This window comes from Sphingopyxis sp. Geo25 (assembly GCF_949769135.1).
In the GTDB taxonomy this organism is placed as follows: Bacteria; Pseudomonadota; Alphaproteobacteria; order Sphingomonadales; family Sphingomonadaceae; genus Sphingopyxis.
In genome coordinates this window covers 66,602-80,437 of the sequence record NZ_CATKOZ010000007.1, presented here as the reverse complement: position 1 = coordinate 80,437, position 13,836 = coordinate 66,602, and the positions used below count along the sequence as shown (strand labels likewise).

General features: G+C 64.3%; 12 protein-coding genes. 6 read left to right on the top strand and 6 right to left on the bottom strand.

All coding sequences use genetic code 11. The features are described 5' to 3' along the window. Window positions 1-427: 427 nt before the first annotated feature. From QOL68_RS16160 to QOL68_RS16150, 3 genes are all read right to left on the bottom strand, one after another. Window positions 428-775: a putative quinol monooxygenase gene (locus tag QOL68_RS16160; RefSeq protein WP_282950087.1), complete on the bottom strand. Its 348-nt coding sequence runs from the start codon at window positions 773-775 to the stop codon at window positions 428-430. 46 nt (window positions 776-821) lie between these two features. Beyond that, entirely contained in the window at window positions 822-1,235 is a 414-nt protein-coding gene (locus QOL68_RS16155; protein WP_282950086.1) for a nuclear transport factor 2 family protein, read from the bottom strand. 107 nt (window positions 1,236-1,342) lie between these two features. Next, window positions 1,343-2,125 (bottom strand): SDR family NAD(P)-dependent oxidoreductase, encoded by a 783-nt coding sequence (locus QOL68_RS16150; protein ID WP_282950085.1) that lies wholly within the window; start codon window positions 2,123-2,125, stop codon window positions 1,343-1,345. Between the two features lie 125 nt (window positions 2,126-2,250). Here QOL68_RS16150 and QOL68_RS16145 point away from each other — a divergent pair, with 125 nt between their 5' ends. Next, entirely contained in the window at window positions 2,251-3,012 is a 762-nt protein-coding gene (locus QOL68_RS16145) for a ThuA domain-containing protein (RefSeq protein WP_282950084.1), read from the top strand. Here the strand turns inward: QOL68_RS16145 and QOL68_RS16140 are convergent. Further along, on the bottom strand, window positions 3,009-4,646 hold the full coding sequence (locus QOL68_RS16140) for a GMC family oxidoreductase (protein ID WP_282950083.1): 1,638 nt from the start codon (window positions 4,644-4,646) through the stop codon (window positions 3,009-3,011). The genes QOL68_RS16145 and QOL68_RS16140 overlap by 4 nt on opposite strands. Before the next feature lie 122 nt (window positions 4,647-4,768). On the opposite strand from QOL68_RS16140, the gene QOL68_RS16135 reads away from it, so the two are divergent. From QOL68_RS16135 to QOL68_RS16115, 5 genes are all read left to right on the top strand, one after another. Then, entirely contained in the window at window positions 4,769-5,515 is a 747-nt protein-coding gene (locus QOL68_RS16135; protein WP_282950082.1) for a glucose 1-dehydrogenase, read from the top strand. Further along, a complete protein-coding gene (locus QOL68_RS16130) occupies window positions 5,515-6,228 on the top strand; it encodes an SDR family NAD(P)-dependent oxidoreductase (RefSeq protein ID WP_282950081.1) in 714 nt (237 codons plus the stop codon). The genes QOL68_RS16135 and QOL68_RS16130 overlap by 1 nt, the downstream gene beginning before the upstream one ends. A 139-nt stretch (window positions 6,229-6,367) precedes the next feature. Beyond that, complete coding sequence (locus tag QOL68_RS16125) at window positions 6,368-8,740, top strand: TonB-dependent receptor (RefSeq protein WP_282950080.1); 2,373 nt, start codon at window positions 6,368-6,370, stop codon at window positions 8,738-8,740. 108 nt (window positions 8,741-8,848) lie between these two features. Next, window positions 8,849-10,306, top strand: coding sequence for a carotenoid oxygenase family protein (locus QOL68_RS16120; RefSeq protein ID WP_282950079.1), 1,458 nt, complete (start codon window positions 8,849-8,851; stop codon window positions 10,304-10,306). A 19-nt stretch (window positions 10,307-10,325) separates the two neighbouring features. Next, window positions 10,326-11,906 (top strand): fatty acid--CoA ligase, encoded by a 1,581-nt coding sequence (locus QOL68_RS16115; protein WP_282950078.1) that lies wholly within the window; start codon window positions 10,326-10,328, stop codon window positions 11,904-11,906. 102 nt (window positions 11,907-12,008) lie between these two features. Here QOL68_RS16115 and QOL68_RS16110 read toward each other — a convergent pair whose 3' ends face one another. Together QOL68_RS16110 and QOL68_RS16105 are read right to left on the bottom strand one after the other, a co-directional pair. Beyond that, on the bottom strand, window positions 12,009-12,821 hold the full coding sequence (locus QOL68_RS16110; protein ID WP_282950077.1) for an SDR family NAD(P)-dependent oxidoreductase: 813 nt from the start codon (window positions 12,819-12,821) through the stop codon (window positions 12,009-12,011). A 10-nt stretch (window positions 12,822-12,831) separates the two neighbouring features. After that, window positions 12,832-13,830, bottom strand: coding sequence for an NADP-dependent oxidoreductase (locus QOL68_RS16105; protein ID WP_282950076.1), 999 nt, complete (start codon window positions 13,828-13,830; stop codon window positions 12,832-12,834). Between the last annotated feature and the right edge of the window lie 6 nt (window positions 13,831-13,836).

Genomic DNA, 13,836 nt, shown 5'->3' with positions numbered 1-13,836 from the left:
ACCGGGCCAAAAGTCGGGATAATCGCCAATGTGCAAGGCCGCCGCGTCGGATGACAGCCGGCGGTGCGGGCTGATCCCGACACCGCTCCGATCAACGGTCCGCGCGCGCCGGCGACAAAATGCGGAAAATCGCGGGTGGAGATTCTCACTCAAGGGCTGCTTTTGTATCTGCGCCAAGATAAGCGGACGCATATCATTCAAGCTGCTTGCCGGAGTCTGTGCCTTTCGCTGCGACCGCGCTGCCGATGGATGCTCGCAACGCGGTTGCGGGCGGTGACCCGATCGGCAATTCGCTCAGCGCCGCGATCTGCTAGTGGCAATGGCCGACAGCGCCCGGCGGATCTCGCGATCTAAAGGCTAGAGGACGATGAATATCCTCCGGAACCGAAAAGCAAAGCCAGTCTGGCGGAAATTCCGGCAATCATGCTCAGGGTGAAGACTCGAACTCAGCGCTGGCAACGCCTGCGGCGTTATAGACAGCACCCTCCCGCTCAACCGCAAATTTGCGGCTAACCGCGTTGGTGATGCCGAATTGCGAGATATGGTCGAGCATGCCGCGATATTGCGGGCCGGCAAGGTGCGTGGCCAACGCATCGGCGCTTTCCCATTCTTCAAACACATGAACGCGCGCGGGATGGTGCGGGTCGGCGGTCCAGAAATAGCCCAGGCAACCGGCCTGAGCCTGAGCCCCTTCGATCCATGGCCGAGCCCCGTCCAATGCCTCGGCTCGGCGCGCCGCGTCGATATCGACCTTTGCTTCGACGATGATCTTCATGGCAGACCCTTTCATGATTTCCGAAATATACGCCGGAACGGACGGCTCATTGCGCGACCCGCTGCCGATGCAGCGCGCGAAAGCGGCGGCAGACAAAATACCAGCGTCCTTCGATCTTTGAGCAAGTATCCGTATATTCGCCAAGATCGCTCTGGGTATGTCCGTCGCGGGAGTAGGTTTCGGCGGTGTAGGATCGCATCGTAGCGCGATCGCCTTCAACGATCATCTCGCCAGGCCAGGCCTGGAATATGATACCGGGAAACCCCTTCATCGCCGCGCGCCAGGTTTCGACGACCAGAGCCTTGCCGCGAAAAGTCCCGAAGCCTTCGAGTTCCCATTCGCAACCTTCAGCCCAGGTTGCTGCCCAAGCATCCGCGTCGTGACGACAAACCGCGTCGGCATAGCTGTCGAGCAACTCGCGAAGGGCAATCCGATCTTCCAGCGAACCTGAAAAGGCCATCCCGCCCTCCTTGTACCGTCGCCCGCGTTGTGCGGATGGATGAGGAAATATGGAAGGCGATGCGCCACAGCGGCACTGTTAAATGCGTTAATCGGCGCGATTTGACTTTAGACCCCCATCATCCCCGCAGTCGTCGCGCCGTCGATCACATAATCGGCGCCCGAGATGAACCCGGCCTCGTCGGACGCGAGGAACGCGACCAGCGCGCTGATTTCGTCGAGTTGCGCCATGCGCTTCATCGGCGCCATACCCTCGAACGCTGCACGCGCTGCCGCGGGATCGGGCGAGCGATCTATGACGCCGCGGATCATATCGGTTTCGACCACACCGGGAAGGATCGCATTGGCGCGGATTCTATAGCCCTTGCCCGCGCAGTGGATCGCCGCCGATTTGACGAGCGCGACGACCGCCGCCTTGGTCACCGAATAGGCGACGTAATTGCCCATCGCGCGGTGTGCGTTCATGGATGAATTGACGATGATCGATCCGGTCGGTCCTTGCGGGTTCTTGGCCATCGCGCGGATCGCATGCTGGACGGTCAGCATCGCCCCGGTCTGGTTGACCGCGACGATATGACTCCAGGCGTCGATGCCGATGTCCTCGACGCTGGCATCGCCCGCCTCGGTCCCGGCATTGGCGAAGGCGATGTCGAGCCGGCCATATTCGGCCTCGATCTCGGTCATCAGGGCATCCCAGGCCGAGGCATCTTCGACGCGGTGGGCCCGGAAGATGGCGCCGGTCCGGCCTTCGACGCGCGCTGCCGCTTCGACATTCGAGCCGGTGAAGACGACCTGCGCGCCCTCCTTGACCAACCGCTCGACCGTTGCCGCGCCGATCCCGCTCGTCCCGCCGGTGACCAAAGCGACCTTGCCGCCCAGCCTCTGATGCATCGCGCCTCTCCTCTCGCCTGCCCTCTTGCCAGTTTCATGGTCTTCGGGAACCTATCAATACAGCAAGGTGACGGCGGCGCACGGCATTCGCATGATGGCGCCATAACAGGAGGAGAGGATCGGCGATGAGCGACAGCGAACATCCACCCCGCATCAACTGCGTGCTGATCTGCGGCGGCGTCTGGCACGACATGGATTTCGCGCGGCTCGAGCTGCTCAAATTGCTCGCCGAGGACCAACGCGTCCGCACGCGCGTGTTCGAGAATTACGACAATATCGAGGCGATCGAGGGCGCCGACATCCTCATCACCTACACCTGCGATGTTACCCCGTCGCTGCCCGCGCAGGAGGCGCTGAAGCGCTGGCTCGCGAAAGGCGGGCGCTGGTATGCGCTCCACGGCACCAACTCGATCCTCCGCCTGCTCGACACGGGCGTGTGGGATGCGCCGCGCTGGGCCCCGCTTATGATGGACCTCCTGGGGTCGCAGTTCATCAGCCACCCGGCGATCGAACCCTATACCGTCCGCGTCGTCGATCCCGATCACCAGCTCACCAAGGGGATCGAGCCGTTCGAGACGACCGACGAGCTCTATCACCTCGAAACCCACGGCGACCTGCACGTGCTGATGGATACCGAGTGCACCGGGCCGGGCACGGGTTTCGTCGAGGCCGAGGATGCGCCGGGCACCTACCCGGTCTTCTACATCAAGCGGCATGGCGCGGGAGCGGTGCTCTACCTCACGCTCGGTCATTGCCGCGGCCATTACGACCTGCAGCCGATGATGGACTGGTGGCCGACGGTCGACCGTTGCGCGTGGGATCTGCCGGTCTTCTACGACCTGCTGCGCCGGGGGATCAGCTGGCTGAAGGAACGCGAGAGCGCCTAGGCGACCGCGCGCAATCTACGCCGATCCTCGCGGATTAGCCCGCCGGCGCGCAAGGCCAAGGCCATGGCCGGGGCATTGGTGTTCCCTGTCACCGGCGAGGGCATTACCGAACAATCGACGACGCGAAGCCCACGCACGCCATTGACGCGCAAGCGGGCGTCAGTGACGGCCCGATTGTCGCCGCCCATCCGGCACGTCCCGACCCCGTGGAGGCCGCAGGTCGACAGGCGGCGGAAGGCGGCGAGGATTTGGGCATCGGTCTGCACCGCCGCGCCGGGAAGCAGTTCGCGCTCGACGAGGCCGACGAGCGCAGGTTGCGCCATATAGCGGCGCATCGCATGCACCGCGGCGATCGCAGTGCGCTCGTCCTCGCGCGTCGAAAGCCAATTGGGCTTGATGTCGGCAGGCGCGTCGCTGCCCGGCCCGGTGATCATGATACTGCCCTCGCTCGTCAGGCGGAGGAGCTGGCCATAGATGGTCATGCCTGGCTTGCGGTCGATGCTGCTGAGCGGCACCGGATGCTTGTCGTCGCCGAGCGCGAAGGTGTAGCCGCCAAGATAGAGTTGCAGGTCGGGCCGCGCGTCGCGGCTGGTCAGGTTCAGAAAGGCACCGACCTCGAAGGGCCCCGTCGCCATGATCCCGCCGCGCGTCAGCATATATTGGGCCATCGCGCGCAGCAGCCCGATGCCGAAGAAGCTGCGGTTGCTGCCGACATCGCGCGACAGGCGATGCGGCATCGAAAAGCCCAGATGCTCGCGCATCCGCCCGCCGACATCCGGAGCATCGACGACCGGATCGACCCCTGCCGCCCGCAGCACTTCGGCCGGCCCGATCCCCGAGCGCTGGAGCAGCAGCGGACTTTCCAAGGCGCCCCCCGAGACGATAACTTCGCCGGCGCAGTCGAAACGCAGCGGCTGGCCCGCGACCTTCGCCTCGACCCCGACGACCCTGCCGCTCTCGATGACCAGCCGCTCGGCCATCGCATGCGTCACGACGCGCAGGTTCGGCCGCTTCTTCGCCCGCACGAGAAAGGTCGTCGCCGCGCTTTCGCGCCGCCCACTCCGGACGTTATGCGCGTAAAAGCCGACGCGATCCGACGTCGATGCGTTGAGATCGTCGACGGGCTTTAGCCCCAATTCGACCCCCGCCTGCACCATCGTCTCGGCCAGCGGATAGCTGTGGATTTTCGGCGCCACCCTGACCGGCCCTCCCGCGCCGCGCATCGCGCTGGCGCCGAGACCATGATCTTCGAGCTTGCGGAAAGCATCAGTCATCGCATCGCCGTTCCAGCCGGTGCAGCCGAGCTTTTCCCATTCGTCATAGTCGGCCGGTTCGCCGCGGCTCCAGATCATGCCGTTGATCGCCGACGATCCGCCAAGCCCCTTGCCGCGAATCCACACCTCGCCGGGTGCGCTGCCGTCGCCACGCGGCTGTGACACACCATAGGCCCAGATGTGGTCGGGATTGGTGACGAGCTTCGCGACGCCCTTCGGTATTGTAACCCAGCGGCTGTCATTGGAGCCGCCCGCTTCGAGGAGCAGCACGCGGATGTCCGGGTCGGCGCTCAATTGCTCGGCGAGCACGCAGCCCGCGGACCCCGCGCCGACGATGATATAGTCCCAGCTGTCCTCCATGGCGCCTCTCCTGTCCCACCACGATGTGATCCCGACCGGCCGTCCGCCGCACCTAGCGCAATAAATAGTCCCCTCGCCTCGCCCGCGCCATGATAGTGCCGTCGCAAAAGAGGGAGGACAGGATGGAAGGGCAAGGCCGCATTTCGGGCAAGATCGCATTCGTGACCGGCGGCGCGTCGGGGCTGGGCCTCGACATCGTCCGCCGCTTCGTCGCCGAGGGCGCGAGCGTCGTCATTGCCGATATCGACGTCGAGGCAGGCGAAGCGCTTGCCGCAGAGCTCGGCCAGCGCTTCGTCAGGCTCGACGTGTCGAAGGAGGCCGAATGGCTCGCCGCACTGGCCACCTGCGACCGGATCGACATCCTGGTCAACAATGCCGGGATCACGACGCATGGCTCGATCGAGGATCTGACGCTCGAGGCTTTCCGGCACGAATTTTCGGTCGACGTCGATGGCGTTTTCCTCGGCTGCAAGCATGTGATTCCGCAGATGAAGGCCAATGGTGGCTCGGTGATCAACATGTCGTCGATGTGCGGTGTCCGTGCGCAGGCCGACCTCGCCGCTTACAACGCCGCCAAGGCCGCGGTGACGCATCTCACCAAGTCGGTCGCGCTGCATTATGCGCGCAAGGGTTATGGCATTCGCTGCAATTCAGTGCATCCGGGCGCAATCCACACGCCGATCCTCGAAAAGGTGATGGCGCAGGTCGAGGACGGCCAGGCGCTCTACGACAGCTGGGTCACGACGCACCCGGTGGGCCGCCTCGGCAGGCCCGAAGAGATTTCGGCGATCGTGCTCTATCTTGCCTCCGACGAATCGGCGTTCGCGACCGGCGCCGAGTTCCGCGTCGACGGCGGCAGCTCGCTCTGATGGCTGGGCGCCTCGATGGCCGTGCTGCGCTCGTCACAGGCGCCGGATCGGGGATCGGTCTCGCGGCCGCCCGCCGCCTCGCTGCCGACGGCTCGCGCGTCCTGACCACCGACCGATCTGGCGAGGTCGACATCCTTGCCGACGTGACGGCGCCCGGAATCAACGCAAAGCTGGTCGCCGAAACCGAAGCTCGGTTCGGGCGGCTTGACATCGTTGTCGCCTGTGCGGGGATTACGGGCATGCAGATGCTCGACGGCGCGAGCGACGACTATTTTGACGAGATGATGGCGGTCAATGTCACTGCGGTGTTTCGCCTGATGCGCGATGCTCTGCCCCTTCTCAAACGATCGCCGCACGGACGGATCATCCTGATCGGATCGGTGATGTCGAGCTTCGGCGAAGCGGGCATGACCGCCTATAGCGCATCGAAACATGCCGTGCTGGGCATGACCAAGTCGGTCGCGGCCGAGGTTGGCGCATATAGCATCACGGTCAATTGCATCCAGCCCGGCGCGATCGAGACCCCGATGACCGCCCCGGCCTTCACCACGATGCCCGAGTTCCGGCAGAAGTGGGTCGACAAGGCGGCGCTCGGTCGGCTCGGACAGCCGGAAGACATCGCCGACGTCGCCGCCTTTCTGGCCAGCGACGAGGCGCGTTTCATGTCGGGTCACGGCGTCTTCGTCGATGGCGGCGCGACACAGCGGCAATAGAAAGCAAGGAAATCAGCGCATTTCGTGCCGCTACGGCATGCCTGATATTTTTGATGATTGTTGAATCGAGGCATAAAGCGGACCTTGCCCTCAACGTGACCGGCGAGCCTATGCGCCGGCGCGAGAGGGAGGAACGACGATGACCACGCATGCCCGAACGCTGCCTGCCATCCATGCCACTGTGTCGCTCGCTGCACTTGCCATCGCCACGCCGGCCTTTGCCCAGGAGGCACCGGTTCAGGACGACGGCGGCGGGGCGATCCGCGAAATCGTCGTCACCGCACAGAAGCGCCAAGAAAGCGCCCAGTCCGTCCCGGTCGCGATTACCGCCTTGGACGAAAAGGCGCTGGATACCGGCATGGTGCAGGATATTCGCGATGTCGCGGGACGCGTTCCGAGCCTGGTGATCGACAGCGTGTCGGCCGGTCCGAGCGCGGCGGCGATCTCCATTCGCGGCATTTCGTTCGAGGACATCGAAAAAAGCTTCGACCCGACCGTCGGCGTCGTCGTCGATGGCGTGTTCATCGGCACGAACACCGGCCAGCTGCTCGACAGTTTCGATCTCGAAAGCTTGCAGGTCCTGCGCGGTCCGCAAGGAACCTTGTTCGGCCGCAACACGATCGGCGGCGTGATCGAGGTGAAGCGCACCAAGCCCACCGACGATTTCGGCGTCAAGGGCCGCCTGTCCTATGCCAGGTTCGACACCAAAAGTGCCCGGCTGGTCGCCAACAGCGGCAAGCTGGGAGATTTCATCGCGATCAAGGCGTTCGGCTTTTATGACAAGACCGACGGCTTTGTCCGCAACCTCAGCACCGGCGGCCGCGATGGCAAATATGAAACGCTGACCGGCGGGGCGACCCTTTTGATCGAACCCAGCAGCGACTTTTCGGCCGAGATAACCTATGAACATATGCGCGAGCGCGGCGAGACGGTTTCGATCCCGACATCGTCGAGCCTCGACCTGATCTGCCTGGCCGCGGGCGCACCCGGGTTTTCGCCCGTCGCCGAGTGCAACCGGTTCGCGCTGCCCGATCGGGGCGTCAATTCGACCTATCAATTGGCGCCGCATGACGTCTCCAACGACACCGACGCGGTGACCGGCAACATCACCTGGTCGCTAAGCGACAATGTCACGCTCTTTTCGGTGACCGGCTATCGCACCAATGACGAGAATGTCGCGCAGGACTTCGACGGCAGTTCGGCGGATTTCTTCGCCACCCGGCGCATCCAGCAATTCGAACAGTTCAGCCAGGAACTGCGGGTGCTGGCCGAGCTCGGCGACGCGATTAACCTTCTGGTCGGCGGCTACTATTACAACAGCAACTACCAGCTGGACCAGTTCACGCGTCTGGGACCCGTGCCCTCGCAAAGCGCCGCTGGCGCAACACTTCGCGCCTACACCGACAATAAGGCGAGGTCCTATGCCGGATTTGCCGACGCCCAGTTCAAGCTGTCCGACCGCTTCAAATTGTCGGTTGGCGGTCGCTATACCCGCGACAGAAAGCAAACCTTCAACAACTACGGCCAGGTCGTGGGGCTGGTCGAATTGAGCCAGCCGAATTTCGACGGACGGTCCTGCGTCAGCGTGACCGGCGTCTTTGGACCGGGGCCCCTGGCAGGGCTGCCGACTTACGGCCCTGCCACCAATTGTTCGGGCAAGGCATCGTTCGGCAAATTCACCTGGCGCGCCAACGCGACCTACGAAGTCGGCGAAAACAAGATCATATATGGGTCCTACTCGACCGGCTTCCGGTCGGGCGGCTTCAACGGACGCGCCGCATCGCCGACCTCGCTCGGCCCCTATTTCCCGGAGACCGTCGATGCGTTCGAGGTCGGTTTGAAGGCCGACTGGCTGGATCGCACCCTGCGCACCAACATCGCACTGTTCCACACCAAATATGACAACAAGCAGGAAGAGGTCGTCCAGCCCTCGCCACCGGGGTCGGCCCAGCCGCAGGAGACGGTCGTCGGAAATGCGGCATCGGCAAAGATCACCGGCGCCGAGCTGGAACTGATCATGCAGCCGTCCGAATCGCTGAACTTCACGGCATCGGCCAGCTACATCGACGCCAGGTACGGAACATTCCTGAAAGATCTGAACGGCGATAACGTCGGCGACGACGTGTCGACGCTGACCCTGCGCCGCGCACCGAAGTATCAGTTCTCGACCGGCGTCAATTATTCGAAGGAAATCGGCTCCGGACGTCTCGACGCCAATCTGCTGCTCCGCTTCCAGAGCAAGGTGGCCACCTGCATCGTCGCCAACCGGCCGATCGTCCTCGGCGCGGTTACCAACGATTTCCGCTGCTTTACCAAGGATCGCGAAAATCTGTCGGGACAGGTGTCCTACACCTTCCTGACGGGCAGCGGAGAAATCAGCGTCGCAGTCTTTGGCCGCAATTTGACCAATGTGCGCGACATCGGCAGCACCCTGCCGGTCGCCGGCCTCTTCACCTTCTCCGGCTCCATCGAGCCGCGCACTTACGGTGTCGAACTCGGCTTCAAGTTCTGACGATGGGACGTTCCCGCCAGGGCACGGCGGGGTCGTAAAGGGGGACCAGGAACAAGGGGCGGCGCATTGCACCGCCCCTTGTTTGGTGGACAGACCAGAGGAACCAGGATGACGCAGGCCTTTTTCGACCATCCCTATCTGTCGGGACATCATCAGCCGGTGCGCTTCGAGGCGACCGCGCCCGACCTGATCGTCGAGGGCGAGATCCCTGCCGATCTGGTCGGCGTCTTCTATCGCAACGGCCCCGAACCGCTCTATCCGACGCGCGAGGGCGAGTATCACTGGTTCGACGGCGACGGCATGGTCTATGCCTTTCATATCGCCGATGGCCGCGCGTCGATGCTCAACCGCTGGGTCAGAACCGAGAAGTTCGAGCTGGAAAAGGCGGCAGGCAAGCGCCTGTTCGGGCTGTTCGGAAATCCGATGACCGCCGACCCGTCGGTCGCGGGCAAGCGTTACAACACTGCAAATACCAACATCATCGTCCATGGCGGCAAGCTGCTGGCGCTGATGGAGGGCGCGCCGGCGGTCGAGCTCGACCCGCGCACGCTCGAAACGCTGGGCGAGGAACATTATGGCGGGACGATCACCACGACTTTTTCCGCGCACCCCAAGGTCGATCATCACAGCGGCGAGCTGGTCAACATCGGCATGGCGATCAATGGCCCGATGGGGCCGCCGCAATTGCGGTACGACGTGATCGCGGTCGACGGCAGCGTGCGCAAGGCGGAGGTCATCGACACGCCGCACAACGCGTTGATGCACACGTTCTTCCTGACCGAGAACTGGGTGGTTTTCCCGGTCATCCCCATCGACGCCGACCTCGGCCGCTTCATGAAGGGCGGGCCGATGACCGCGTGGGTCAACGGCCGCCCGACCAAATTCGCGATCATGCCGCGCGAGGGTTCCGCGAGCGACATTCGTTGGTTCGACTACGAGCCGCGCCACATGTTCCACGAACTCAACGTATGGGAACAGGACGGCAAGATCATCGCCGATGTCGCCGCTGCGAACGGCACCGCGCTGTTTCCTGACGAGACGGGCGCGAAAAGGACGCATGGCGACACACAGCAGAGCCTGCGCCGCTGGACGATCGATCCGGGCACGAACGGCAACGGGACGTGGATCAGGGAAGAGACGCTCAACGACCGCGACATCCAGTTCCCGCGCCCCGACGACCGATTCATGACGCGCGCCTCGCGCCACAGTTTTGCCAATATAAATTTGAACAGCCGCGACGGACGTGCGGAAGGGATGGACGCGGTGCTGCGCTTCGACGCGATCAGCGGCCAGGAGGACGTCTATCACTTCGGCAATGGCGCCTCGTGTGGCGAGCTGGTTTTCGCGCCGAAGATCGGCGCCGCGGGAGAAGGCGACGGCTATGCGATGACGCTGGTCCACCGCGCAGGCGCCGCAACCAGCGAACTCGCGATCTTCGACGCGCTCGACATCGCGGCGGGGCCGGTCGCGACGATCCATGTCCCGTTCCGCGTTCCGTCGGGTTTTCATTGCAATTTCTACGCCGCCGACTCCCGTCTCTACCGGCAGGCGTTCGGTCACGCCTGACCAGGGGAGAGGAAGTTAAGTGAAGGTTCCAGCCTTTCAGCGGATCGCCGACGTCGCGCGGACCAACGCCCGTGAGCGTCCCGACCGGATCCTCTTCCACTTCGAGGGCCGCGCAACGAGCTACGCCGATTTCGATGCGAACAGCAGCCGCGCCGCGAACGGACTGATCGCCCTCGGTCTGAGACCCGACGACCGCGTTGCCTATCTCGGCAAGAACAGCGACATCTATTTCGAGCTCGTGATGGCGGTCGCCAAGGCCGGCGGTGTCATGACGCCGGTCAATTGGCGCCTCGCCGTGCCCGAGATCGCATGGATCATCGACAATTGCGCTGCGCGTATCCTGTTTGTCGGACCGGAATTCGCCGAACTGGTCGCCGCGAACCGCGACGCCTTCCCCGGCGTCGCGCATGTCGTCGCGACCGAGGGCGCGGCAAGCGGCTTTCCCGATTATCGCGGATGGCGGGGCAGTTTCGCCGACACCGATCCCGACATCCCGGGCGGCGAGACCGACGCGGTGATCCAGATGTACACCTCGGGCACCACCGGCAAGCCCAAGGGCGCGGTACTCACCAACGGCTCGGTGCTGCGCTCGCAACTCGACCGCGACCCGGCGCTGCAGGCCGATTGGGAGCGGTGGGAAGAGGATGACGTCGGGCTCGTCGCCATGCCCTGCTTCCATATCGGCGGCACCGGATACGGCATCACCGTAATGACCAATGGCGCCACGGGCGTGATCACGCGCGAGTTCGATCCCGGCGGGGTGCTCGACCTGATCGAGGCCTATGGCATTTCCAAAATCTTCATGGTGCCCGCGGCGATGCAGATCATCGTCAATCAGCCGCGGGCGCGCGACGTCGATTTCTCGCGGCTGCGCCACATCGCCTATGGCGCCTCGCCGATCCCGCTCGACCTGCTCCGCCAGTGCATCGACGTTTTCCAGTGCGGCTTCGTCCAGATGTACGGCATGACCGAGACGTCGGGCACGATCGCCGCGCTGCCGCCCGAAGATCATGACCCGGCGGGCAACGAGCGGATGCGCTCGGTCGGCAAACCGCTGCGCGGGGTCGAGATGCGGGTGATCGACGCCTGCGGCAACGCGCTCCCGCCGCGCGAAATCGGCGAGATCGCGATCCGCGCGCAAGCGAATATGCGCGAATATTGGGGACGGCCCGAAGCGACGGCGGAGACGATCGACGCGGACGGCTGGCTGCGCACCGGCGACGCCGGCTACACCGACGAGGAAGGCTATTTCTACCTCCACGACCGGGTGAAGGACATGATCATCTCGGGCGGCGAGAATGTCTATCCGGCCGAGGTCGAGAATGCGATCTATGGCCACCCCGCGGTCGCCGACGTCGCCGTCGTCGGAGTCCCCGACGACAAATGGGGCGAGGCGGTGAAGGCCTGCGTCGTGCTGCGCGAAGGTGCGAGCGCCGATGCCGCCGACATCATCGGCTGGGCGCGCGAGCGAATTGCGGGCTATAAATGCCCGAAGTCGGTGGACTTCATCCCCGGGCTGCCGCGCAATCCGTCGGGGAAGATCTTACGCCGCGAACTGCGCGCGCCCTATTGGGAAGGCCGCGAGCGACAGATAAGCTGACGCCCGCCTCCCAAGACTCGTCATTGCGAGCGTAGCGAAGCAATCCAGGACGGTTTACGCGGACTCTGGATTGCTTCGCTACGCTCGCAATGACGGAGTGTCTTATTGTGCTTGCAGCTTTGCCATCGCGGCTCCGACTGCCGCCGCAATATCGCCCTCCTGCGGATTCCCGCGCAGCGCCAGCCCCCCGTTCGGCTGCAGATTCTCACCCGTAACGAAAGCCTCGTCGCTCGCCAGCCAGAGGCATGCGTTCGCCACATCTTGCGACGTGTTGAGCCGCCCCAACGGATAGCGCGGCAGGAAGGCGTCGACGAGCCCCGGCGTCGCGAACGCTCCCTCGGTCATTGGCGATTCCGTGAACGCCGGCGACACGATATTCGCCCGGATCCCCGCGGCGCCGAAATCATTGGCGACGCAGCGGATCAGCGCCTCCGACCCCGCCTTGGTGCCGATGTAGGCCGCATGATTGCCGATCGGCGAGCGCGTCGTCGCCGACGAGATCTGGATGATCGAGCCGCCGCTCGGATCGTTGGCGAGCATCGCGCCGACAAACGCCTGCAGGAAATGATGCACGCCGGTGAACTGCAACGCGACGATGGCGGCCAGTTCTTCTTCGGTGACATCGAGCAAGGGCTTGAGCAGCCCCCACCCGCTGGCATTCATCGCAATGTCGACCCCGCCCATCTTCGCCTTCGCCGTATCGGCGAGCGCGAAGACCGAAGCCTTGTCGGTGATGTCGCAGAGCGCGGCATGGCCGCCGATCTCGGCCGCCAGTGCTTCGAGCGGTTCGGCCTTGCGCCCCGCGACCATCACCGTCGCGCCCTCGCGCGCGAACAACCGCGCGGTCACCTGCGCCATATTGCCCGCCGATGCCGCGCCTATGATGACGGCGCGCTTCCCTGCCAGCCTGCCCATGTCGATCTCCCTACAGCTTCAACAATTGCTTGCCGCGGTTCTGGCCGCCGAACAGGCGCTTGAGGGTTGCCGGGGCATTTTCGAACCCCTGCTGCACATCCTCGCGATAGGTGAGCCGCCCATCCTGGACGAAGCCCTCCAGCCGTTTACGGATCGCCGGAAATTCGCTCGCCCAGTCGATCACGATGAAGCCCGCCATCGTGCCGCGGCGGAAGACCAGATTGAAATAATTCTGCGGCCCCGCGGGCAGCGATCCGGTCTCGTACCGGCTGATCCCGCCGCAGATAACGACTCGCGCGCCGGTCGCGATCTCACCGAGCATGTCGTTGAGAATCGTGCCGCCGACATTGTCGAAAATGACGTCGACTCCCCGCGGACAATGGTCGCGGAGCTGGGCCCGCACGTCGCCCGCCTTATAGTCGATCGCCGCGTCGTAGCCCGCCTCCTCAACCAACCAGCGACACTTGTCCTCACCGCCCGCAATGCCGACCGCGCGGCACCCGGCGATCTTCGCCAGCTGACCCACGACCGACCCCGTGGCCCCCGCCGCACCCGAGACGAGCACCGTATCGCCCGCCACCGGCCGCCCGACCTTGAACAATCCGCAGTAAGCAGTGACCCCCGTCGTCCCGAGCACCGACAGCATCGCGGTCGGCGGCAGCGCGGTGTCGATCTTGACCAGCCCTGCGCCGTCCGACCGGTGCCATTCGGTCCAGCCGGTCGACCCCATCACCAGGTCGCCGACTGCAAGGCCCGGATGGTTGCTCTCGACCACTTCGCTGATCGCGCTGCCCCGCATGACGTCGCCGATCGCCATCGGCGCGACATAGTCGGCAATATTTTCCATCCATCCCTTTTGCGCCGGATCGAACCCCAGATAGAGCGTCTTGAGCAGCATTTCGCCGTCGCCCGGCGTGCCGATCTCGGTCTCGACGAGCCGGAAATCGCCCTCCTCGATCCCGCGTCCGCGCGGATGTCCGTTCAGCAGCCATTGGCGCGATGTGGGCATCGATAC